This window comes from Streptomyces sp. P9(2023) (genome assembly GCF_032436795.1).
In the GTDB taxonomy this organism is placed as follows: Bacteria; Actinomycetota; Actinomycetes; order Streptomycetales; family Streptomycetaceae; genus Streptomyces.
The window spans coordinates 1-20263 of sequence record NZ_JAUPWM010000058.1; the positions used below are offsets into that span (position 1 = coordinate 1).

General features: G+C 72.5%; 20 protein-coding genes and 4 pseudogenes. 12 read left to right on the top strand and 12 right to left on the bottom strand.

The genetic code is table 11. From position 1 onward, the window contains the following. Positions 1-1221: BTAD domain-containing putative transcriptional regulator (locus Q5762_RS35545; RefSeq protein ID WP_315896456.1), on the bottom strand; the 1221-nt coding region annotated here is incomplete at its 3' end. Between the two features lie 99 nt (positions 1222-1320). Between Q5762_RS35545 and Q5762_RS35550 the strand changes: the two genes are divergently transcribed. Then, a complete protein-coding gene (locus Q5762_RS35550; protein WP_315896457.1) occupies positions 1321-2115 on the top strand; it encodes a site-2 protease family protein in 795 nt (264 codons plus the stop codon). Here the strand turns inward: Q5762_RS35550 and Q5762_RS35555 are convergent. Together Q5762_RS35555 and npdG are read right to left on the bottom strand one after the other, a co-directional pair. Continuing rightward, positions 2112-2357: a hypothetical protein gene (locus tag Q5762_RS35555; protein ID WP_315896458.1), complete on the bottom strand. Its 246-nt coding sequence runs from the start codon at positions 2355-2357 to the stop codon at positions 2112-2114. The genes Q5762_RS35550 and Q5762_RS35555 overlap by 4 nt on opposite strands. Before the next feature lie 12 nt (positions 2358-2369). After that, a complete protein-coding gene (gene npdG / locus Q5762_RS35560) occupies positions 2370-3068 on the bottom strand; it encodes an NADPH-dependent F420 reductase (RefSeq protein ID WP_315896459.1) in 699 nt (232 codons plus the stop codon). 127 nt (positions 3069-3195) lie between these two features. On the opposite strand from npdG, the gene Q5762_RS35565 reads away from it, so the two are divergent. Together Q5762_RS35565 and Q5762_RS35570 are read left to right on the top strand one after the other, a co-directional pair. After that, positions 3196-3798 (top strand): hypothetical protein, encoded by a 603-nt coding sequence (locus tag Q5762_RS35565; RefSeq protein ID WP_315896460.1) that lies wholly within the window; start codon positions 3196-3198, stop codon positions 3796-3798. 66 nt (positions 3799-3864) lie between these two features. After that, a pseudogene (locus Q5762_RS35570) lies at positions 3865-5206 on the top strand (MFS transporter). A gap of 47 nt (positions 5207-5253) precedes the next feature. On the opposite strand, the gene Q5762_RS35575 reads toward Q5762_RS35570, so the two are convergent. Then, positions 5254-5511: a hypothetical protein gene (locus Q5762_RS35575; RefSeq protein WP_315896461.1), complete on the bottom strand. Its 258-nt coding sequence runs from the start codon at positions 5509-5511 to the stop codon at positions 5254-5256. A gap of 58 nt (positions 5512-5569) precedes the next feature. On the opposite strand from Q5762_RS35575, the gene map reads away from it, so the two are divergent. Together map and Q5762_RS35585 are read left to right on the top strand one after the other, a co-directional pair. Then, on the top strand, positions 5570-6427 hold the full coding sequence (map, locus tag Q5762_RS35580) for a type I methionyl aminopeptidase (protein ID WP_315896462.1): 858 nt from the start codon (positions 5570-5572) through the stop codon (positions 6425-6427). 115 nt (positions 6428-6542) lie between these two features. After that, complete coding sequence (locus Q5762_RS35585) at positions 6543-7193, top strand: biliverdin-producing heme oxygenase (RefSeq protein WP_315896463.1); 651 nt, start codon at positions 6543-6545, stop codon at positions 7191-7193. Positions 7194-7200: 7 nt separating this feature from the next. Here the strand turns inward: Q5762_RS35585 and Q5762_RS35590 are convergent, their stop codons facing one another. Continuing rightward, on the bottom strand, positions 7201-7884 hold the full coding sequence (locus Q5762_RS35590; RefSeq protein ID WP_315896464.1) for a PhzF family phenazine biosynthesis protein: 684 nt from the start codon (positions 7882-7884) through the stop codon (positions 7201-7203). Beyond that, positions 7862-8716, bottom strand: a complete 855-nt coding sequence (locus Q5762_RS35595) for a hypothetical protein (protein WP_315896465.1) — start codon at positions 8714-8716, stop codon at positions 7862-7864. Before Q5762_RS35595 ends, Q5762_RS35590 begins: the two co-directional genes overlap by 23 nt. Before the next feature lie 172 nt (positions 8717-8888). Here Q5762_RS35595 and Q5762_RS35600 point away from each other — a divergent pair. The 3 genes and pseudogenes from Q5762_RS35600 to Q5762_RS35610 form a co-directional block, all read left to right on the top strand. Further along, a pseudogene (locus Q5762_RS35600) lies at positions 8889-9209 on the top strand (deferrochelatase/peroxidase EfeB); the annotation flags it as partial. Between the two features lie 16 nt (positions 9210-9225). Then, positions 9226-10100: pseudogene (gene efeU, locus Q5762_RS35605) on the top strand (iron uptake transporter permease EfeU). Between the two features lie 67 nt (positions 10101-10167). Then, the gene (locus tag Q5762_RS35610; protein ID WP_315896466.1) at positions 10168-11130 is read left to right on the top strand and encodes a hypothetical protein; all 963 of its coding nucleotides are present in this window, start codon (positions 10168-10170) and stop codon (positions 11128-11130) included. A gap of 33 nt (positions 11131-11163) precedes the next feature. On the opposite strand, the gene Q5762_RS35615 is transcribed toward Q5762_RS35610, so the two are convergent. Then, positions 11164-11937, bottom strand: coding sequence for a bifunctional DNA primase/polymerase (locus Q5762_RS35615; protein ID WP_315896467.1), 774 nt, complete (start codon positions 11935-11937; stop codon positions 11164-11166). Between the two features lie 100 nt (positions 11938-12037). Next, positions 12038-12682, bottom strand: a complete 645-nt coding sequence (locus tag Q5762_RS35620) for a TetR/AcrR family transcriptional regulator (RefSeq protein ID WP_315896468.1) — start codon at positions 12680-12682, stop codon at positions 12038-12040. A gap of 165 nt (positions 12683-12847) precedes the next feature. Here Q5762_RS35620 and ddaH point away from each other — a divergent pair, with 165 nt between their 5' ends. After that, a complete protein-coding gene (gene ddaH / locus Q5762_RS35625) occupies positions 12848-13672 on the top strand; it encodes a dimethylargininase (protein WP_399495452.1) in 825 nt (274 codons plus the stop codon). On the opposite strand, the gene Q5762_RS35630 is transcribed toward ddaH, so the two are convergent. Both Q5762_RS35630 and Q5762_RS35635 read right to left on the bottom strand, forming a co-directional pair. Continuing rightward, positions 13669-14673 (bottom strand): small ribosomal subunit Rsm22 family protein, encoded by a 1005-nt coding sequence (locus tag Q5762_RS35630; protein ID WP_315896469.1) that lies wholly within the window; start codon positions 14671-14673, stop codon positions 13669-13671. The two genes, ddaH and Q5762_RS35630, sit on opposite strands and share 4 nt — an antisense overlap. Before the next feature lie 23 nt (positions 14674-14696). Next, the gene (locus Q5762_RS35635; RefSeq protein WP_315896474.1) at positions 14697-15971 is read right to left on the bottom strand and encodes a Bcr/CflA family multidrug efflux MFS transporter; all 1275 of its coding nucleotides are present in this window, start codon (positions 15969-15971) and stop codon (positions 14697-14699) included. Positions 15972-16060: 89 nt separating this feature from the next. Here Q5762_RS35635 and Q5762_RS35640 point away from each other — a divergent pair, with 89 nt between their 5' ends. Continuing rightward, the gene (locus Q5762_RS35640; protein ID WP_315896470.1) at positions 16061-17077 is read left to right on the top strand and encodes a Gfo/Idh/MocA family oxidoreductase; all 1017 of its coding nucleotides are present in this window, start codon (positions 16061-16063) and stop codon (positions 17075-17077) included. Here Q5762_RS35640 and Q5762_RS35645 read toward each other — a convergent pair. Continuing rightward, a pseudogene (locus Q5762_RS35645) lies at positions 17064-18770 on the bottom strand (alkaline phosphatase D family protein). The gene Q5762_RS35640 and the pseudogene Q5762_RS35645 overlap by 14 nt on opposite strands. Before the next feature lie 135 nt (positions 18771-18905). Here Q5762_RS35645 and Q5762_RS35650 point away from each other — a divergent pair. After that, a complete protein-coding gene (locus Q5762_RS35650; protein ID WP_315896471.1) occupies positions 18906-19655 on the top strand; it encodes an SDR family oxidoreductase in 750 nt (249 codons plus the stop codon). 40 nt (positions 19656-19695) lie between these two features. Here Q5762_RS35650 and Q5762_RS35655 read toward each other — a convergent pair whose 3' ends face one another. Then, positions 19696-20019, bottom strand: a complete 324-nt coding sequence (locus Q5762_RS35655; protein WP_315896472.1) for a nuclear transport factor 2 family protein — start codon at positions 20017-20019, stop codon at positions 19696-19698. A 152-nt stretch (positions 20020-20171) separates the two neighbouring features. On the opposite strand from Q5762_RS35655, the gene Q5762_RS40110 reads away from it, so the two are divergent. Then, the coding region (locus Q5762_RS40110) for a helix-turn-helix domain-containing protein (RefSeq protein ID WP_399495299.1) at positions 20172-20263 on the top strand (92 nt) is incomplete at its 3' end.

The window sequence follows — 20263 nt, forward strand, 5'->3', positions numbered from 1 at the left end:
CGTCACCCCCGGACACCGCGCCAGCAGCACGTCCACCAACTCCGCCGCCGCACCCACCACATGCTCACAGTTGTCCAGAATCACCAGCAGCCGACGCGACGCACAGTGCTCCACCAGCCGCCCGAGCGGCTCGTCCGTGGTCCGGAGCCCCTCGGCGCCCGCACCGCGCAGTACGGTCTCCCGCGCCCCGACGGCCCCGAGCACCGTCTCGGGGACGGCATCGGGGTCGGTGACGGGCGCCAGCTCGGCCAGCCACACCCCGTCGGGCCAGGCCGCCCCCGCGTCGGCGGCCCGCTCGGCCGCCTCCTGGGAGAGCCGGGTCTTCCCGGCTCCGCCGGGGCCGAGAAGGGTGACGAGCCGGCTGCCGCGCAGGTCCTCCTGGAGCCGGGCGATGTCCTGGTCCCGCCCGACGAAGCTGGTCAGCCGGGCGCGCAGATTGCCGGGCCGGACGGCCGGGGGCGGGACGGGGGCCTTTACGGAGACCGGAGCCGGGGCGGCAGGTTCCTGGGCGAGCAGCTCCGCGTGGAGGGCGCGCAGCTCCGCGGAGGGGTCAGTGCCGAGGCTGTCCGCCAGGGCGCGGCGGAAGGACTCGTACGAGGCGAGCGCCTCCGCCGCGCGGCCGGTGGCGCGCAGGGCGCGGATGCGGAGGGCCTGGAGGGGTTCGTCGAGGGGGTGGGACGCGCAGAGGGCGGCCAGTTCGGGGAGGACGGACGCGGCCTCGCCCAGCGCGAGGGCCGCCCGGAAGCGGGCCCGTCGGGCGTCGAGGCGGCGGGCCTCCCAGCGGGCCGCCTCCGCCGTACGGTCCGGCAGGTCGGCGACCGCGGGCCCCCGCCAGAGGCCAAGCGCCTCGTCGAGCAGCCGCGCCGCCTGAGCCTGGTCGCCCGTGTCCAGGGCCCGTACGCCCTCCCCCGCGAGCCGCTCGAAGCGGCGCGCGTCCACGTCGTCGACGGCGGCCACCAGCCGGTACCCGCCCGGCCCCGACGCCACCGCCTCCCGGCCGAGCACCCGCCGCAGCCGGCCGACCAGGGCCTGGAGCGCGGCGATCTCGTCGGCCGGCGGGTCGTCGGGCCAGACCTCGGCGACCAGGGTGGCGACCGGAACCGCCCGGTCCGCGCGGAGCGCGAGCGCGGTCAGCAGCGCCCGCAGCCGCGCGCCGCCGAGGGCGACGGGGCGGCCGTCGGCGGTGTGGACCTGGGTGGGACCGAGGACGGAATAGCGCACAGGCCCTATTCTCCGTGAGCCGGGGGCGATCGCAGGAACTCGCCCCCGCCCCGGCACGTTTCCCGCACACAGCCCGCCGCGCCCCAGGGAGTCCCACCGATGACCACGGCCATCACCCGTAGCCATGAGCGCAGGATCAGCCCGGTCTTCCTGGCGATCCTCGCCGTCATGGCGGTCACCGGCTGGGCGGTGTGGAGCGACTTCGCGGCCTCCACGGGCCTGGCGATATTCCTCTTCGTGACCTCGGCGTGGATCGTCTCGCTCTGTCTCCACGAGTACGCGCACGCCCGCACCGCGCTCCACGGCGGGGACATCACGGTCGGCGCGAAGGGCTATCTCACGCTCAATCCGCTCGCCTACACGCACGCGGTCCTCAGCATCATCCTGCCGGTGCTGTTCGTGATCATGGGCGGCATCGGTCTGCCCGGCGGCGCGGTCTTCATCGAGCAGGGCCGGATCCGGGGCCGCTGGAAGCACAGCCTGATCTCGGCGGCGGGCCCGCTGGCGAACGTGCTGTTCGCGATCGTCTGCACGGCGCCGTTCTGGCTGGACGCGCTGGACGGCGTCCCGCTCGCCTTCCAGTACGCGCTGGCCTTCCTGGCGTTCCTCCAGGTGACGGCGGCGCTGCTGAACTTCCTGCCGGTGCCGGGCCTGGACGGCTACGGGGTGATCGAGCCCTGGCTGTCGTACAAGATCAAGCGGCAGATCGAGCCGTACGCGCCGTACGGCTTCTTCGTCGTGATCGCGCTGCTCTTCGTCCCGGCGGTCAACGGCGCGTTCTTCGACACGATCGACGCGCTGATGCGGGCGCTCGGCGTACCGGAGGTCTCCCGCTACTGCGGCTCGAACCTCTACCGCTTCTGGCAGGAGACGCCGGGCCTCTGCGAGGTCTAGGCGGTCTCGGCCGCGTCCCGGGCGGCCTCGACCTTCGCGCGCCGGATGTAGTACCAGGCCATGTTGGAGGAGAGGCCGGCCAGGAGGACCCAGACGATCCCCAGCCACATGCCCGCGGAGAAGGAGACGACGGCCGCGACGACCGCGAGGGCGCAGACGGCGAGGGCGTAGAGAGCGAGGCGGGGCATGGGGGTCGGCTCCTGTCCGGGTACGGCTGACGGTGCCCGTCCAGTGTCCCCCATGCCCCGTGCGGATCAGACGTCGGTGACCCGCAGACCCGCGTGGGCCTTGTAGCGGCGGTTGACCGAGATCAGGTTGGCGACGAGCGACTCGACCTGGTGGGCGTTGCGCAGCCGGCCCGCGAAGACGCCGCGCATGCCGGGGATGCGGCCGGCGAGCGCCTGGACGATCTCGACGTCGGCGCGCTCCTCGCCGAGGACCATCACGTCCGTGTCGATCTCGTCGATCGCGGGGTCCTGGAGCAGCACGGCGGAGAGGTGGTGGAAGGCGGCGGCGACCCGGGAGTCGGGCAGCAGGGCCGCGGCCTGCTCGGCGGCGGAGCCCTCCTCGGGCTTGAGGGCGTAGGCGCCCTTCTTGTCGAAGCCGAGCGGGTTGACGCAGTCGACGACGAGCTTGCCCGCGAGTTCGGCGCGCAGCGACTCCAGGGTCTTGGCGTGCCCGTCCCACGGCACGGCGACGATCACGATGTCGCTGCGGCGGGCGCACTCGGCGTTGTCGGCGCCCTCGACGCCCAGGCCCAGCTCCTCGGCGGCGGTCTGCGCGCGGTCGGCGGCGCGGGAGCCGATGATCACCTTCTGGCCGGCCTTGGCGAGCCGGTAGGCGAGGCCGCGGCCCTGGTCGCCGGTGCCGCCGAGGACCCCGACGACGAGGCCGGACACGTCCGGGAGGTCCCAGGGGTCCTTGGGGGCGGGCTTGCTGTCAGTCGTAGTCATGGCCTCGACATTACTGGCCGGTCGCCCCATCCCGTTCCCGTACGGGGAACCCCCGCCGCATCCCGTACGGGGGAACCCTGGGCAACCGCCCCGCACGGGCGGCCCGGTTGCGGCAGGATGCGGCGCCATGGATGCCGTACGGGTCGCGCTGCTGCGCGAGGTGCTCGCCGGGACGGAGTGGCCGAGGGCGGCGCGCCGGTTCGCGCGTTCGCTCCGGTCCTCCGTCGTCCCGCAGGGGGGCGGGCTGCTGCTGGTGGGGACGGAGGGGTACGAGCCCTGGCACCTGGCGGCGCACCTGGTGGACGAGGCGGCCTGGTCGGGGCAGCCGGAACTGGCGCCGACGCTGGTACGGCACCGGGTGCGGCCGGGCGATCCGGCACATCTGGCCGTCGGCCTCGGGCGCCTGGAGTCGGCGCGGCGCGGGGCGACGCTGCTGCTCGTGGCACCGGAGCGGCCCGGCGCGCGGCTCCTGGAGCGGGTCCACGACGCGCGCCGGGCGGGGGCGACGGTGCTCTCGCTGGACGACGGCGACCCGGAGGTGCACGGCCTGGCGCACGAGGCGCTGGCGGTGCGGGCGGGCGCGGAGGTGGACCTGGACACCGTCCAGCACCTGGTGAGCGCGGCGGCCGGCGAGAACAGCCTGCCGTCGCCGCGCGGCCGCCGCCGCTTCCGCGACCGCCTCTCCCTCCTCGCCGACCATCTGACGTCCCCGCCCCCGACGGGCTGGTAGGGCCGGGCCCCGGGGGCTCGTAATTCGGTTGCCGGTCGCGTCGCGACCGACGGAGCATGGCACCTCGTGACCTCGAAGCTCTCCGCCGTACTCCCCGATCTCGCCCCCTGGCGCTCCTCCCGCGACTTCCGGCTCCTCTGGGTCCAGGGTCTTGTGACCTACTTCGGCAGCTTCATGGCGCTGATCGCGCTGCCGCTGCAGATCATGGAGCTGACCGGCTCGCCGCTCGCCGTGGGGCTGATGGGGGCCGCCGAGCTGGTCCCGCTGGTCGTGTTCGGGCTGTACGGCGGCGCACTCGCGGACGCCGTGGACCGGCGGAAGGTGATCGTCGCGACGGAGGCGGGGCTCGGGCTGCTCGCCCTGATCCTGCTGCTCAACGCGCTGCTCTCCGAGCCGCTGCTGTGGCCGTTGTACGTCGTCGCCGCCGCGGTCGCCGCGCTGGCCGGGCTCCAGCGGCCCGCGCTCGACTCGCTCATGGCCCGGATCGTCCCGCACGAGCAGCAGACGGCGGCCGCCGCGCTCAACTCGCTGCGCTGGCAGATGGGCGCCATCGCCGGCCCCGCGCTCGCGGGCCTGGTCGTGGCGTACGCGGGGCACGGGACGGCGTACGGCGTGACCGTCGTCGGCTTCGCGGTCTCCGTCCTGCTCTGCCGCCGGCTCTCCCCCGCCCCGCCCGCGCACGACGCCGAGAAGCCGTCGCTGCGCGGGATCGCGGAGGGCGCGCGGTACGCCTGGTCGCGGCCGGTGCTCCTCGGTACGTACGCGATCGATCTGGCGGCGATGCTCTTCGCCTTCCCGAACGCGATCTTCCCGTTCCTGGCGGCGGAGCTGGACGCGGAGTGGTCGCTGGGTTGGGGGCACCTCCCACGCCCTTAAGGCTGTGGGGGAGTACGCGGCGGGCTCGGTCGGCTCGCTGGTGCTGGGCATGACCAGCGGCTGGACCTCGAAGATCCGCCGGCACGGGCTGCTGGTGGTGTTCGGGGCGGCGGGCTGGGGGCTGGCGATCGCGGCGGCGGGCTGGTTCCAGAACGTGTGGCTGGTGCTGCTCTGCCTGGGGTTCGCGGGCGCCGGCGACATGCTGAGCGGACTCGGCCGCTCCACCATCTGGAACCAGACGATCCCGGAGGAGCTGCGGGGCCGCCTGGCCGGGATCGAGGTGCTGTCCTACAGCGTCGGCCCGCAGCTCGGCCAGGTCCGGGCGGGCGCCCTGGCGGGCTGGACGGGCACGCGGACGGCGATCTGGAGCGGTGGTGTCGCCTGCGTGGCGGCGGTGGGGCTGCTGTGCCTGACGTTGCCGAAGCTGCTCACGTACGACTCCGACACGGACGAGGACGCGCTGCTCCACAAGGCGGCGCAAGAGGCCCGCGAGACGACGGAGGCCGGGACCGCCGGGGCCCCGGCCGCCTGACGCGTCGGATCAGCGGGTTCTCGTCCGAGCCTGCCCTGGTCGGGCGTCTAGTCGGGCGTCTCGTCCGGCCTCGGGTCGTCCTGCGGGGCGTTCTTTTTCGGGGCGTCGTGCCACTTGGGATCCGTCTCCCACTCCAGGTTGCGTTCCTGCGCGGTCTCCATCGCGCGGGACGCCTCCGCCCTGCTGGCGTACGGGCCGAAGCGGTTCTTGGCCGGGCACTCCGGGCCCTCCTCCACCTTCTTGTGCTCCAGGCAGTAGTACCACTCGCCCGGCTTGCCCACCGTGCGCTTCCTGAACAGGGCCATCGTCGGCTCCTTCCTCTGAGGCCATGCTGCCCCAGACGTGGTCGATAGACTCGCTGACATGTCTGGCCAGTCGCTGCTCGTACCGGGGGAGCTCTCCCCCCACCGCTCCGTTCCGGGAGCCATCCGCCGTCCCGAGTACGTCGGGAAGCCCGCACCCACCCCGTACACGGGGCCCGAGGTGCAGGACTCCGACACGATCGAGCGGATGCGGATCGCCGGCCGCATCGCCGCGCAGGCGATGGAGGAGGCCGCCAAGCACATCGCGCCGGGTGTCACCACGGACGAGCTGGACCGGGTCGCGCACGAGTTCATGTGCGACCACGGGGCGTACCCCTCCACCCTCGGCTACCGCGGCTACCCGAAGTCACTCTGCTCCTCGGTCAACGAGGTCATCTGTCACGGGATCCCCGACTCCACCGTCCTCCAGGACGGCGACATCGTGAACCTGGACGTCACGGCGTACATCAACGGGGTCCACGGCGACAACAACGCCACCTATCTGTGCGGCGACGTGGACGAGGAGTCCCGGCTGCTGGTGGAGCGCACCCGCGAGTCCCTCAACCGGGCCATCAAGGCGGTCAAGCCCGGCCGCCAGATCAACATCATCGGCCGGGTCATCGAGTCGTACGCCAAGCGCTTCGGCTACGGGGTCGTGCGCGACTTCACCGGACACGGCATCAACTCGTCGTTCCATTCCGGGTTGATCATCCCGCACTACGACGCCCCGCACGCGACCACGGTCATCCAGCCCGGCATGACGTTCACCATCGAGCCGATGCTGACGCTGGGCACGCACGAGTACGACATGTGGGACGACGGCTGGACGGTCGTGACGAAGGACCGCAAGCGGACGGCCCAGTTCGAGCACACGCTCGTGGTCACGGCGAGCGGGGCCGAGATCCTCACGTTGCCCTGACGCCTTCTGCGGGTAGCGTCTTTACCGACAGGACGTCGGGAACCAGTTGACTTAGGTAAGCCTAAGTAGCAGTATCTCAACAGGTTCCCGTCCCCATCGGCTCCGGAGGCACGCCTTGGACACGCCCTTCTCGACGCTCATCCGCACGGCCTCTCACGAGCAGCACACCGAGGCCGAGACGTCGACCTTCATGAGCGACCTGCTCGGCGGGCGGCTCGCGGTCGATGCCTATACCCGGTACACGGAGCAGCTCTGGTTCGTGTACCGCGCGCTGGAGGAGGGCGCCGCGGCGCTGAAGGACGATCCGGTCGCCGGGCCGTTCATACAGCAGGAGCTGTTCCGTACGGCCGCGCTCGAGCAGGACCTCGCCCACCTCCGCGGCCCGGACTGGCGTGCCGGGCTCTCCCCGCTGCCGGCCACGGCGGCGTACGCGGCGCGGGTCGCGGAGTGCGCGCGGGAGTGGCCGGCGGGGTACGTGGCCCACCACTACACGCGTTACCTCGGCGACCTCTCGGGCGGCCAGATCATCCGCGACAAGGCGGAGCGCACCTGGGGCTTCGCGCGCAAGGGCGACGGCGTCCGCTTCTACGTGTTCGAGGAGATCACGAACCCGGCGGCGTTCAAGCGGACGTACCGGGAGCTGCTCGACGGGGTCAACGCGGACGATCTGGAGAAGCAGCGGATCATCGACGAGTGCAAGCGCGCGTTCGACTTCAACGGTGCGGTGTTCCGGGAGCTGGGCAGCGAGTTCCCGCTGAGCGCGTAAGGGTGCGTCAGCCGGTGGTCAGGGTCCGCTCCAGGCGGACCCGACCGCCGAGTTCGATCACGCCGTCGGGGCCGGGGGCCGTCAGGAGCTGCGATCCCCGGCCCTGCGTGATGTTGAGGGCGCGGCCCAGCCGGGCGGTGAGCAGCAGGGCCGCGGCGCCGGTCGCCTCGTCCTCGTCGATGCCGTCCCCGCGCCCGGGGAACCCGCGCGCCCTGACCCGCCCGGCGGCCTCGTCCTCCCAGGCCCACGCGTAGATCCACTCCCCCTGCTCGGGCACGTCGAGCGCGTCGACCTCGGCGGCGGACGCGTACTGCCGCAGGGTCCGCGGCGGCGCCCACTCGGCGCGGGCCTCGATCCAGGTGAACTCGCCGTCCCCGCGCACCCACACCTCACCGGCGGGCGGCCGGACGACCTCCAGGTCGAGCAGCCAGGCGGTGCCGACGAGCGGGTGACCGGCGAAGGGCAGCCGCACACCGGGCGTGTAGATGTCGACGATTCCGCGCTCGGGGTCGTCCACGAACACGGTCTCGCTGAACCCGAGTTCCTTCGCGAGCGCCTGCCGCGCCGCCTCGTCGGGATACGTACGCCCGTCCCGTACGACACCCAGGGCGTTGCCGTACCGCCCGTCACCGGCGCAGAAGACACGCAGGACGTCGATGTCGGTGGCGCTACTCGTCACGGTCGCGTTCATGGCGGAATTCAAGCATCCACCGGTCCCACTCGTCGGGCCCACCCGGAATCGGCCAGGCGCGGGTGCGTGCCTCGTCGTACGGGACGCTGACGGCGAAATCGGAGAGTCCCCGCACCGTCCGCTGCCGCGCCGGGGCGGGCGCGTCGAAGGCGTGCGCCATCAGCCGCTCATACTCCTCGGACACCAGGGCGAGGTCTTCGGCCATGCCCTCCTCGTCCTTTCCTCGGGCCAGGACGACCGTGCGCGGGGTCCGCCCCTCGGCCAGCTCAGCCACCGCCCGGTCGTGGCCGTCCAGGAGCAACCAGCCGTCGAAGGCCGTGGTCCACCACAGGAGTACGGGTGCGAGAGTGCCCTCCCTGGCCTGTCTGCGGTACGCCTTGACGCGCGGGGCGTCCGGGGCGGACAGCTCCCGTAGAGGGACGACGCCGTTCCAGCCGTCGTTCCAGTCCAGGTGGACGTCCGGCCAGGCCGTCAGGAAGTCGTCGCCCCAGACGTACGGCGGGAACACCTCCCGCGCCCCGAACACCCACCGGCCCGCGTGCAGCGGTCCCTCGTCGGTCCCGGCCAGCCAACTGGCGTACCGGCCCGTCCAGTCGGGCATTCCCCGGGACTCGTCGGCCCGTATCGGCGGCAGGGGCGAGCGGTAACCGTCCCGCCGGTGGATCCGTGCCCCGCCCCGGTCCTCGTCGCCGCGCGCCAGCAGGACGGGTCGTGCCGACCGGCGGAGCAGCATCCGGCGGCCGTCCGCCATCTCCCAGTGCAGGGGCGGGGGGTCGGACGGCCCTTCGGCGCGCAGGACGCAACCGGGGATGTGCTCGCGGTGGATACGCATGGTCCGCACGCTAGCCGGGCATGCGGCAGGGCCGCACCGCCGATTCCGGGGGTGCGGCCCTGCCTGTGGGGGGTGGCGGTCTCAGGAGCGCGTGGCTCAGGACTCCTGCGTGCGGCGGCGGGTCGCGAAGACGACGGCCGCGCCCGCGAGGGCGGTGGCGCCGGCGGCCCCGAGGAGGGTGCCGTTCCTCAAGGCGATGAAGCCCGAGTCGCACGTCCGCCTCGCCCACCCCGACACCAACAACGGGGCCACGATCCTGCGCCGCGGCTACTCCTTCACCGACGGCACCGACGGCCTCGGCCGCCTCGAAGCGGGCCTGTTCTTCCTCGCGTACCAGCGCGACGTCCGCACCGGCTTCATCCCCGTGCAGACCTCGCTGGCCCGCGCGGACGTCCTCAACGAATACATCCAGCACGTGGGTTCGGCGCTCTTCGCCGTCCCGCCGGGCGTCCGCGACAAGGACGACTGGTGGGGCCGGGCACTGTTCGCATGACCAGGGAGGGACCGCCGTGTTCGGCAACTATCTGATCGGCCTGCGCGAGGGCCTGGAAGCCAGTCTGGTCGTCTGCATCCTCATCGCGTACCTGGTGAAGACCGACCGGCGCGACGCCCTGAAGCCGATCTGGACCGGCATCGGGGGGCGGTCGGGATCGCGCTCGCCTTCGGCGCGACGCTCGAATTCGGCTCGCGGGAGCTGACGTTCGAGGCGCAGGAGCTGCTGGGCGGCTCGCTCTCCATCCTCGCGGTGGTCCTGGTGACCTGGATGGTCTTCTGGATGCGGCGCACCGCCCGGCACCTGAGGTCCGAGCTGCACGGCAAGCTCGACGCGGCCCTCCGGATGGGCACGGGCGCGCTGGTCGCCACCGCGTTCCTGGCGGTGGGCCGTGAGGGCCTGGAGACCGCGCTCTTCGTCTGGGCGTCGGTACGGGCCTCCTCGGACGGCACCTCCGCGCCGCTGATCGGTGTACTGCTCGGCATCGCGACGGCGGTGCTGCTCGGCTGGCTGTTCTACCGGGGCGCGCTGAAGATCAACCTGGCGAAGTTCTTCACCTGGACCGGCGGGATGCTCGTCGTGGTGGCGGCCGGTGTCCTCGCGTACGGCGTGCACGACCTCCAGGAGGCGCGCTTCCTGGGCGGCCTCGCGAACAAGGCCTTCGACATCTCGGCGACGATCCCGCCGGACAGCTGGTACGGGACGCTCCTCAAGGGTGTCTTCAACTTCCAGCCGAACCCGACGGTCCTTCAGGTCACGGTGTGGGCGCTCTATCTGGTCCCGACGCTCGCGCTGTTCCTGGCCCCGGTAGGGTCGGGTCCGTCCGTGCCGGTGAAGGAGCAGAAGGCGACCGATGAGAAGGCCGAGGCGCCCGTCGAGGGCACTCCCTGAGCTGAGCCGACCGTCCGGTGCCGTCGTGGCGCCCGAGCGACGACCGGCCCAGGCGTCCCGCGTGTTCATGTCGACGGCTGTGGCGAGCGTGCTCGCGCTGACGGCGAGCGGCTGCGTGACGGTGCACGGCGAACGGGAGCTGGTGCCGGCGACGACGAAGTCCGAGGCCGAGCAGGTCCTCGAGGAGTTCACGTCGGCCTACAACAAGGCCGACAAGGAGCACGACCCGGCGCTCGACGCGGAGCAGGTGACCGGGCCGCTCGGGGCGATCAACCAGGCCGGTCTGAAGTCCCGTTCGGTCACCCAGCCCGACGGGAACCCGAACCACCGGCCGCTGGAGCTCACCGACGCGAAGTTCGTCGTGCCGAAGAAGGCGGGCTGGCCGCGCTGGTTCGTCGCGGACACCGACTCCAACCGGGACACCGACGAAGGCCCGGGCGACAACCGCTGGCTGCTGGCTTTCTTGCGCAACGGCTCCGACCAGCCGTGGGAGGCCGCCTATCTGGCGATCCTGACCTCGGACGAGATCCCCGCGTTCAGGACGGAGGGCGGCTACGCGGTCCCGGTCGCCGCGGACTCGAACGGTCTCGCGGTCGCGCCGAAGGACCTGGGCAGGACGTACGTCTCGTTCCTCGGAGGCGGGGAGCTGGGCCCCTTCGCCGCCGGGCCCCACACCACCGGGTGGCGTGAGGAGCGGCAGAAGGGCGCGAAGCGGGTGGGCCTGGCGACGCAGTACATCGACCAGCCCACGGACACCGGGGACTTCGCTCCGCTGGCGCTCGCCACCGAGGACGGCGGGGCGATGGTCTTCTTCGCGACGCGCTACTTCGAGCGGCAGACGGCGGCCAAGGGGTACCGGCCGAAGGTCGGCGAGGACGTGAAGGCGCTGATGACGGGCGAGGTGAAGAACACCGTCACGAAGGAGTGGATGACGAGCCAGTCCGTCCTGGTGAAGCCCGCGGGTACGGCCCGGGACGGGGTCACGGTCACGGGCAGGCTCCAGGGCGTCACGGGCGCGAAGGGCTCGTAGCCCGCCACGCGGACCGCTCGGCGCCGCCGGCTGTCAGCGGCGGCCCAGCGGCCAGGCCGCCTCCTCGTGTTCGGCGTGCCGGTCGCCGTCCTCGGCCGCGTGCCGGGCACAGGCGTCGGTGAGGGTCTCCAGGAGGTTCAGCGGGTCCGGCAGGGCGTGCTCGGGTCCGCGGACCCAGGCGACCGACGGCTGCTCGTCCTGGTCACCGATGAGCCGGGCCGGCGGTACGAGGACGTAGGAGCCGCGACAGTGCCAGCGAAGGCCAGGATGCTCGTCCATGGTCTCCGGATGGCAGTCCAGCTCGCAGGGCCACCACTCGTCCTCGTCCTCGGGGGTGCCGCGGGTGGCGGTGAAGAAGAGCATCCGGCCGCCGTCGCCCGCGCTCTCGGCGGACTCGGCGACCGGTCCGACCTCGATGTCCTGGTCGAGGAGGCGCTCCAGGGCGGCCCGGCCGGCCGCCAGCGGCACGTCGAGGACGTCGTGGACCATGCCGGTGGCGGTGACGAAGTTCGCCTCGGGCTCGTTGCGGGCCCAGCGCTCGATCTGGGCGCGGTCGGTGGTCGACTGGGTCTGCCAGGCGAAGGAGACGGGGTGCCGGGCGGGGGTGGGACAGCCCATGCGCTCACAGGAGCAGCGGTACCCGACGGGGTACGCGGCGGGGGCCAGGGGCAGTCCGGCGGCGGCGGTGGCCAGGAGCAGTGCCTCGCGGCGGTTCTCGTCCTCGGCCGCGGTGCGTTTCGGGCGCCTGCGCAGCCACTGCGCGAGCCTGCTCTCCGTGCCGCGGTAGCGGCCGATACCGTCGCCCATCTATCCCCTCACACCTGTACTCGCCCGTTCGGCTCTGCCCATCGTCGCATCTTCCGGTGGTTCAGGTGACCGGAGTCCCCAACCGGGGTACGTAACGGGGTTACGCCCTGGGCGCGAGCCCGCGCAGCGCGTAGTCGACGAGGGTGTCGGCGTAGGCGTGGGTGAGCGGCAGGGTGCGGTGGAGCCAGCGGTGGTTCAGCGGGCCGACGAGGAGTTCGAGGGCGACCCTGGGGTCGATGTCGGGGTCGACGTCACCGGCCGCCTGGGCGGCCTCGATGCGGCGTACGTAGTACTGGAGCTGGGGTTCCAGGAGCTTCTCCACGAACTGGGCGCCGAGCTCGGGGTTGACCATGCCCTCGGCGGCAAGGGCGCGGGAGGGGGCGTCGTAGGTGGGGTTGTTCAGCTCGTCGACGGTGGCGCGGAGCACGTACCTGAGGTCGGCGGCGAGGTCGCCGGTGTCGGGGATCTCACTGTCGGCGTCGCCGCCGAGCGCCTCGTTCGCCCGGGCGGCGAGGTCGAGGAAGGCGTCGAGGAGGACGGCGGCCTTGGAGGGCCACCAGCGGTAGATGGTCTGCTTGCCGACGCCGGCGCGGGCGGCGATGCCCTCGATGGTCGTCCTGGCGTAGCCGGACTCGGAGACGAGGGCGAGGGCGGCGTCGAAGATGGCGCGGCGGGAGCGTTCGCTGCGCCGGGAGGCGTCGGGGGTCTTTGCGGCGGAACCCTGGGAGCTCTTGGTGGCGGGCATGACCCCAATCTACCAGTAGGCGAGACGGCACGTCTCGCCTACTCGGCACCCCTGCCCCGTCCTATGTTCTGTGGAACCACCCGAACGGTTCACTGCGCGGAGCCGTTCGAGGGCGGACCATGGGCTCCGTCCGACGACTGTTCTTCCGTCCGTGAGGAGCCCTCATTGCGCCAGACCCCGCGCGAGGCCTCGCCCCGCCGTTATCTCATGTGCGCACCCACGCACTTCGAGGTGACGTACTCCATCAACCCCTGGATGGACCCCACGAAACCGGTCGACCTGCCGCTCGCCCTCGCCCAGTGGGAGGACCTGACCGCCCGCTACCGCACCCTCGGCCACACCGTCGAACTCCTCGACCCGCGCCCCGGCCTGCCGGACATGGTCTACACCGCCAACGGCGCGACCGTGGTGGACGGCCGGGTCCTCGGCGCGCGGTTCGCCCACTCGGAACGTACGGAGGAGGAGGCCGCGCACCTGGACTGGTTCCGCGACAACGGGTACACGGAGGTGCGTGTTCCGGAGCACGTGAACGAGGGCGAGGGCGACTTCGCGGTCACCTCGTCGTGGATCCTGGCCGGCCGGGGCTTCCGCTCCAGCCCGCTCGCCCACCTGGAGGCGCAGGAGTTCTTCGGCCGCCCGGTGGTCGGCCTGGAGCTGGTGGACCCGCGCTACTACCACCTGGACACCGCCCTGTGCGTCCTGGACTCCGAGGGCGACGAGATCATGTACTACCCCGGCGCCTTCTCCCCCGGCAGCCGCGACGTCCTCGCGCGGCTCTACCCCGACGCCCTGCTCGCGACGGAGCGGGACGCGGCGACGCTCGGCATGAACGCGGTCAGCGACGGCCGGCACGTGCTGCTGCCCCAGGCGGCGGTGGGCCTCTTCGAACCGCTCCGTGACCGGGGCTTCGAGCCCCTGGGCATGGACCTGTCGGAACTGCTCAAGGGCGGCGGCAGCGTGAAGTGCTGCACCCAGGAGCTGCGCGCCTAGGTGTGCGTCCCTGGCCCCTGCTCCGGGGGCCAGGGGTCGCCCCACTCGGTGTCCCTGGCCGCCTTGTACAGGGCTCCGTGGCGCTTGGTGACCGTCTCGCGGGTCAGCCCGGTCTCCTCGGGGCCGCAGAGGTCGAGGAGGACCTGGCCCTTGCGGATCTGGGGCTTCCGGACCACCCGTGAGGCCACCGGCTCGACGGGGAACCGGGTCGCCGCCACGTAACTGAACTTCTCGTCCTCGTACGGCAGCGAACCGCCCTTCACCTGCCGGTGCAGCGACGACCTGCTCACCCGGGCCGCGAAGTGGCACCAGTCCCGGCCCGGCTCGATCGGGCAGGTGCCGCTGTGCGGGCAGGGCGCGGCCACGGTGAAGCCCGCCTCGACGAGGAGGGAGCGGGCGGCGATGATCCGCTCGTAGCCGTCGGGCGTGCCCGGCTCGACGATCACGACGGCCTGCGCGACCCGCGCCGCCTCGGTCACGAGCGCCGTCCGGTCGGCCTCGGTCAGCTCCTTCAGGACGTACGAGACGGTCACCAGGTCCGTCGCGTCGAGCCGCAGCGCCCCGCCGATCCGGGCCCGCCGCCACTCCGCGTCGAAGACCCCGTCGGCCAGTTCCTTCCCGAGGGCGAGCGCGGGCTCCGCCCAGTCGAGCACGGTCGTGCGCGGGGTCCCGTCCCAGGCCTCCGCGACCGCCCAGCTAGCCGCGCCGGTGCCGCCGCCGACGTCGGTGTGCGTGGCGGGCTCCCACGCGGGCGCCGCGCCCCGCAGGGCGTCGAGTGTCGCCCGTACCGCCTCGAACGTCGCCGGCATCCGGTACGCGGCGTACGCGGCGACGTCGGAACGGTCGCGGAGCACCGGGGCGTCGGTCGGGGTGGTCCCCCGGTAGTTGGCGATCAGCCGGTCGACGGCCGAGGCCGCCTGGCGCGGCGGCAGCCCGTCGAGCAGCCCGGCGAGCGCGGCACGCAGCGCGGCACCGGAGGGGAGGGAAGGGGAGGCGTTCACCTCCACATTTTAGGCGGCTTCCGTCAGGCGGATTCCGGGGTGCGCCACGGCCGGCACAGACCCAGGAAGCAGGCGAGCGCCCCGACCGCGCAGACCAGCTGGACGACGGCCATCGGGACGGCCGTGGCCTCGCCCGCGATGCCGACGAGCGGGGAGGCGATCGCGCCGATGAGGAAGGACGAGGTGCCGAGCAGCGCGGAGGCGGAGCCCGCCGCGTGCGGGGTGCGCATCAGCGCCTGCGCGTTGGTGTTGGGCAGGACGAGACCCATCGCCGACATCAGGACGAAGAGTCCGGCGGCCACGGCCGCGAGGCTCGGCTCCCCGAAGACGCCGCTCGTCATGAACAGCAGCGCCACCGCGGCGAGCACGATCACCCCGAGCCCCCAGCCCAGCGCCTTGTCCAGGCTGACCCGGCCGACGAGCAGCTTGCCGTTGATCTGGCCGACGGCGACGAGGCCGATGGAGTTGAGGCCGAAGAGGAGGCTGAAGGTCTGCGGCGAGGCGCCGTAGATCTCCTGGACGACGAACGGGGAGGCCGAGATGTACGCGAAGAGCGCGGCGAAGCCGAGGCCGCCGGCCAGCACGTAGCCGGTGAAGACCCGGTCGGCGAGCAGCCCGCGCATGGTGCGCAGCGCCTCGCCGACCCCGCCCTGGTGGCGCCGCTCGGGCGGCAGCGTCTCCGCCAGCCACTTCCAGACCACCAGGGTCAGCAGCACGCCGATGACGGCGAGGACGTGGAAGACGCCCCGCCAGTCGGTGATCCGCAGGATCTGGCCGCCGATCAGCGGGGCGATGATCGGGGCGACGCCCGAGATCAGCATCAGGGTGGAGAAGAACCGGGCCATCGCGACACCGTCGTACAGGTCGCGGACGACGGCCCGGGCGATGACGATGCCGGCCGCGCCCGCCAGGCCCTGGAGCAGCCGGAATGCGATGAGCAGGTCGACGGTGGGCGCGAACGCGCAGACCGCGGTGGCGGCCACGTACACGAGCATGCCGATGAGCAGCGGGCGGCGGCGCCCCCACTTGTCGCTCATGGGGCCGACGACGAGCTGGCCGAGCGCCATCCCGGCCAGGCAGGCGGTCAGGGTCAGCTGGACGGTCGCGGCGGGCGAGCGCAGCGATTCGGTGACCTCCGGCAGGGCCGGCAGGTACATGTCCATGGAGAGCGGCGGGAGCGCGGTGAGACCGCCGAGGACGAGCGTGACGAGCAGACTCGCGCGCCGTAGGGAGGCGGCGGGACCGGCGGATATGTGGTCTTTCGATCCTTGCTTCGTGGGCTGGCCGCTCTCCGGCATCGACTGCTCCATTTCGTTGAAACTTTCCCTATGCTCTCAGCTCGACGGGACAGGTCGAGACCTTTCTGGGGTGGGGCATGGGGTCGGGCATGGGGAAGACCGTGCGGTGGGGCGTGCTGGCGACGGGCGGGATCGCGGCGAAGTTCGCCGGCGAGCTGCGTGCGGCGGACGGCGCGGAGGTGGTGGCCGTGGCCTCCCGTACGGAGGCGTCGGCGCGGGCCTTCGCCGACCGGTTCGGGATACCGAAGGCGTACGGGGAGTGGTCCGCGCTCGTCGCCGATCCGGACGTCGACGTGGTGTACGTGGCGACCCCGCACCACGCCCACCGGGAGGCCGCCGGGCTCGCCCTGGAGGCGGGAAAGGCGGTCCTCTGCGAGAAGGCTCTCACCCTGAACGCGCGCGAGGCAGAGGAGTTGGTCGCGCTCGCCCGGGACCGTGGTCTCTTCCTGATGGAGGCCATGTGGATGTACTGCAACCCGCTGATCCGGCGCCTCGCGGAGCTGGTCGCGGACGGCGCGATCGGCGAGGTCAGGACCGTCCAGGCGGACTTCGGGCTCGCGGGCCCGTTCGCTCCTGACCACCGGCTGCGTGACCCGGCGGTCGGTGGCGGGGCGCTCCTGGACCTCGGGGTCTATCCGGTCTCCTTCGCGCAGCTGCTGCTCGGCGAGCCGGACTCGGTCCAGGCGCACGCACTGCTGTCGCCCGAGGGCGTGGACCTGAACACCGGGATGCTGCTCGGCTGGTCGTCCGGGGCCTCGGCGCTGCTGTCCTGCTCGGTGGTGGCGGACACCCCGATGACCGCATCCGTGACGGGGTCGGAGGGCCGGGTCGACCTGCCGCACGGCTTCTTCTTCCCGGACCGCTTCACGCTGCGGCGGCACGGCCGGGAGCCGGAGGAGTTCGTCCTCGACGGGGACGACCCCGAGCGCGACCGGCAGTCGCTGCTGCCGGAGGCCGCCGAGGTCGCGCGCTGTCTGCGGGCGGGCCTGACGGAGTCCCCGCTCGTGCCGCTGGACGGCTCGCTGGCGGTGATGCGGACGCTCGACGCGGTACGGGACCGCATCGGCGTCCGCTATCCCGGCGAATTGGTCGCTACGCGGGCTTGAGGCCCGGATTCCCCGCCTCCGTGACGAAGGAGCCGGCCGTGGTGACCGGGGCGCCCGGGGTCGTCACGGCCGCGACCGTACGGAAGTCGGCGCGGGCGCCGTCCTCGCCGAGCGCGACCGTCGCATAGCCGCGCCGCCCGTTGTAGAACTTCATGTGCGGGTTGGCGGTGGTGAGGTTGCCGTAGTCGGCGGGCCGGTCGGCGCCGTCCTTGCCGCTGGCGATCGAGGTGGCGACGATCTCGGTGCCGAGGGTGCGGGAGGCCGGGTCGCGGTGGTCGGCCTTGATGTCGAGGCCGTAGCCGACGTGCACGTCGCCGGTGAGGACCATCAGGTTCTCGACCCCGGCCGCCACCGCGCCGTCCAGGATCCGCTGCCGGGAGGCCGGGTAGCCGTCCCAGGAGTCCATGGAGAGCTTGAAGGCGTCGGTCGGCACGTCGCGCCGCTCGGCGAAGACGACCTGCTGCGGGACGACGTTCCACAGCGCGTCCGAGGCCTGCCGGCCGTCGAGCAGCCAGCGCTCCTGCGTGGCACCGGTCATGGTGCGCGCGGGGTCCTCGGACTCGGGGCCCGGCACCCGCCAGCCGTCGCCGTACGCCTGGTCGGAGCGGTACTGGCGGGTGTCGAGGATGTCGAACTGGGCGAGCCGCCCGAAGCGGAGGCGGCGGTAGAGCCGCATGTCCGCGCCCTCGGGCTGCTGGGGCTGCCGATGGGGGTCCCCCTGCTCGAGCGCAGCCGAGAGCTTGGGGGAGGCTGGTTCTCCCCGTAGGCGCGGTAGGCGGCGGCGCGGCGGAGCAGGAACTCCTCCGGCGGCACGTCGTTCTCGGGGGTGCCGCCCGCGTAGTTGTTCTCGGTCTCGTGGTCGTCCCAGGTGACCGCGAAGGGGTGCGCGGCGTGGGCGGCCATCAGATCGGGGTCCGACTTGTAGAGGGCGTACCGCAGCCGGTAGTCCTCCAGGGTGATCGTCTCCCGGTTGAAGTGGGCGGGCAGCCGGCGGTCGGCGTAGGCGCGGGCTCCGCCGGTGGCGTTGACGGCGTACTCGTAGAGGTAGTCGCCGAGGTGGAAGACGACGTCGACGTCCTCCTGGGCGAGGTGCCGGTAGGCGGTGAAGTAGCCGTCGTGGTACGCCTGGCAGGAGACGGCGGCGATCTTGAGTTCGGAGATCCGGGCGTCGGCGGCGGGGGCGGTCCGGGTGCGGCCGACGGGGCTGGTCCAGTCGCCGACGAGGAACCGGTAGTAGTACAGGCGGTCCGCGTCGAGGTGGTCGACGGGTACGTGGACGCTGTGCTGGAACTCGGGGTGGGCGGTGGCACTGCCGCGCCGTACGACACGGGTGAACCGCTCGTCGTGGGCGAGCTCCCAGCGGACGGCGACCCTGGCGCGGGGCAGTCCGGCGTCGGGCTCGTAGGGGCGGGGCGCGAGCCGGGTCCGGAGGAGGACGGAGCCGGGCTGGGGGTCCCCCCACCGAAGGTAGGGGGAGGGTCGCCGGATGCCACCCCCAGGGTGAACGGGTCCTCGGTGATCCGGCGCGGGTTCAGCTCGGCGGCGCCGGTGGCGGTGAGGAAACGCCGGCGGCGGGCAGCTGGACGGCGAAGGCGAGCGCGGCGGCGGCGCCGGTTGCGGTGAGGAAACGGCGGCGGCCGAAGTGCCGGGCGGCGGCGCGGAGTTCGTCGGTGTGGGTCTGTGCGTACGTCATGTGCCCATCCCCTGACGGATGTTGTCCGTCAGGCATTGGAGTGGCGCGGGACGTCACTGGGTTGTCGGGTACAGAACATCCATGTGTCGGACGGATGAGTTCATGGGGCACGCGCCTGCCGTACGCTGCGCGCCCATGAGCACTGAGTCGCGGATCGCGGTGGTGACGGGAGCGGGTTCGGGGATCGGCCGAGGTGTGGCCCTGGCCCTGGCCGAGGCGGGCTGGTCGGTGGCGCTGGCGGGCCGCCGGCGGGAGCCGCTGGAGGAGACGGCGGCGGCGCGGGACGACGTCCTCGTCGTCCCCACGGACGTGACGTCACCGGAGGCGGTGCAGGCTCTCTTCGAGGCGGTACGGGACCGGTGGGGCCGGGTCGACCTGCTCTTCAACAACGCGGGCACGTTCGCGGGCGGCGGCACCCCGGTCGAGGACCTGCCCTACGAGACCTGGCGCTCGGTCGTGGACATCAACCTGACGGGCGCGTTCCTGTGCGCGCAGGCGGCCTTCCGGGCGATGAAGGAGCAGTCCCCGCAGGGCGGCCGGATCATCAACAACGGCTCGATCTCGGCGCACGTGCCGCGCCCGCACTCGATCGCGTACACGGCGACGAAGCACGCGATGACGGGCCTCACGAAGTCGCTGTCGCTGGACGGGCGGCCGTACCGGATCGCCTGCGGTCAGATCGACATCGGCAACGCGGCGACGGAGATGACCGAGCGGATGCAGACGGGCATCCCGCAGGCCAACGGGCAGCTGGCGGTGGAGCCGGTGATGGACGCGGCCGACGTGGCGGCGACGGTGGTGCACATGGCGGCCCTGCCGCTGGAGGCGAACGTGCAGTTCGCGACGGTGATGGCGACGACGATGCCGTACATCGGGCGGGGTTAGGAGCGGGGCTCCCAACCCCGCCCGGTACGCCTGCGGAGGCCTACGCCTGACCGGTCTCGAACCGGGCGATCTTCCCGTCCTTCACGTCGAACCGCCAGCCGGTCCGCATCTCGCCCCACGTGTCGTTGCGGTAGCGGGCGACGAGGGTGCGACCGTCGTCCTTCTCGGACTCGATCTCCATGTGGCCGCGCGAGGAGAAGACCTCCTTGTCGGTCCACTCGGCGAGGTTCCGCTCCGAGCCGTCGTCGGACATGGTGGCGTCGGGGGTGAGGGCGGCCTGGAAGGCCTCCTGGTCGTTGGCGTTGAGGGCCGTGACGAAGGCACGCACGGCGGGGTCGCTGAGTCTGTCCACGGGGATGGTCATGGCCCTACCCGTACACCGCCCCGCCCCTCAGGCCGTGGATCCGGGCCGGGGGTGTGGCGCGCGCCGGTGGTCGTACTCGGCCACCTGGGCGAGCTGGCAGGCTCATCAACTTCATTAGTTATCCCTAGTGTTGTGCCTGTATAGTTGAGGGCATGGAGTTGCTGCGTATGTCCAAGGCTGCGAAGCGTCTCGGGATACACCCGATGACGCTTCGTCAGTGGGCGTTGGACGGCAAGATTCCGTT

Coding starts and splice junctions, on each gene's coding strand:
- Q5762_RS35655 (WP_315896472.1), bottom strand. CDS start 20,019: ATGACCATCCCCGTGGACAGACTCAGCGACCCCGCCGTGCGTGCCTTC.
- Q5762_RS35615 (WP_315896467.1), bottom strand. CDS start 11,937: ATGGGCGACGGTATCGGCCGCTACCGCGGCACGGAGAGCAGGCTCGCG.
- Q5762_RS35610 (WP_315896466.1), top strand. CDS start 10,168: ATGTCGACGGCTGTGGCGAGCGTGCTCGCGCTGACGGCGAGCGGCTGC.
- Q5762_RS35575 (WP_315896461.1), bottom strand. CDS start 5,511: ATGGCCCTGTTCAGGAAGCGCACGGTGGGCAAGCCGGGCGAGTGGTAC.
- npdG (WP_315896459.1), bottom strand. CDS start 3,068: ATGACTACGACTGACAGCAAGCCCGCCCCCAAGGACCCCTGGGACCTC.
- Q5762_RS35650 (WP_315896471.1), top strand. CDS start 18,906: ATGAGCACTGAGTCGCGGATCGCGGTGGTGACGGGAGCGGGTTCGGGG.
- Q5762_RS35565 (WP_315896460.1), top strand. CDS start 3,196: ATGGATGCCGTACGGGTCGCGCTGCTGCGCGAGGTGCTCGCCGGGACG.
- Q5762_RS35550 (WP_315896457.1), top strand. CDS start 1,321: ATGACCACGGCCATCACCCGTAGCCATGAGCGCAGGATCAGCCCGGTC.
- map (WP_315896462.1), top strand. CDS start 5,570: ATGTCTGGCCAGTCGCTGCTCGTACCGGGGGAGCTCTCCCCCCACCGC.
- Q5762_RS35640 (WP_315896470.1), top strand. CDS start 16,061: ATGGGGAAGACCGTGCGGTGGGGCGTGCTGGCGACGGGCGGGATCGCG.
- Q5762_RS35595 (WP_315896465.1), bottom strand. CDS start 8,716: ATGCGTATCCACCGCGAGCACATCCCCGGTTGCGTCCTGCGCGCCGAA.
- Q5762_RS35620 (WP_315896468.1), bottom strand. CDS start 12,682: ATGCCCGCCACCAAGAGCTCCCAGGGTTCCGCCGCAAAGACCCCCGAC.
- Q5762_RS35590 (WP_315896464.1), bottom strand. CDS start 7,884: ATGAACGCGACCGTGACGAGTAGCGCCACCGACATCGACGTCCTGCGT.
- Q5762_RS35635 (WP_315896474.1), bottom strand. CDS start 15,971: ATGCCGGAGAGCGGCCAGCCCACGAAGCAAGGATCGAAAGACCACATA.
- Q5762_RS35555 (WP_315896458.1), bottom strand. CDS start 2,357: ATGGGGGACACTGGACGGGCACCGTCAGCCGTACCCGGACAGGAGCCG.